Source organism: Lichenifustis flavocetrariae (genome assembly GCF_026130545.1).
Taxonomy (GTDB): Bacteria; Pseudomonadota; Alphaproteobacteria; order Rhizobiales; family Beijerinckiaceae; genus Lichenihabitans; species Lichenihabitans flavocetrariae.
In genome coordinates, this window is the sequence record NZ_JAMOIM010000176.1 from 1 (window position 1) to 575 (window position 575).

Below are 575 nucleotides of genomic sequence, written 5' to 3' on the forward strand. Positions count from 1 at the left end.
CGGTTCGCGCGGCGCTTGGCGCGCCGGGCGAACCGCTCGACCGGCGACTGTTCTTCGGCCGCGGCCTGATCGGCGGCCTCCGCCTGCTCCGCCTCTTCCAGCCCGAGCTGCAGTTGATCCTCCGGCAGGCTTTCGGCACGGCGGCCGAAACGGTGGCGCTGGAGTTCACGGATGATCTTGCGCAGCCGCTCGTTCTCGACCCGCTCCGCGGCCAGCATGGCTTGCAGAGTGGCCGGATCGTCGGAGGTGGCGACTGGAGGGTCGGTCGGGCTCACGAGGCGATCAGAGCACATCCGAAGCGGGCTGGCGACCGGGAAAACGGCCCGAAAGCCCAGCATTTTCAGCCGACCACCACCGGCGTTGTGATGTCGCGCGCCACATGCACGCGCCGCCAGTCCAGGCCGTCAAACAGAGCAGCCATCTCGGCCGCGGTCAGCTGGATGGCGGCATCGCCCGGCTTCGGCCAGCGGAAGGCGCCGGCCTCGAGCCGCTTCGCAACCAGCACCACCCCGGTGCCGTCGAAGAACAGAAGCTTCAGCCGGTCCGCACGTTTGGAGCGGAACGCGAACACAGTG

The 575-nt window shown here is 69.2% G+C and carries 2 protein-coding genes; both read right to left on the reverse strand.

The window, feature by feature from the left end; translation table 11 throughout:
• Window positions 1-218, reverse strand: a 218-nt coding sequence (locus tag M8523_RS36515; RefSeq protein WP_445298416.1) for an IS66 family transposase, incomplete at its 3' end; no start/stop codon positions are given.
• 122 nt (window positions 219-340) lie between these two features.
• A partial coding sequence (gene tnpB / locus M8523_RS36520) for an IS66 family insertion sequence element accessory protein TnpB (RefSeq protein ID WP_282589679.1) occupies window positions 341-575 on the reverse strand: 235 nt, incomplete at its 5' end.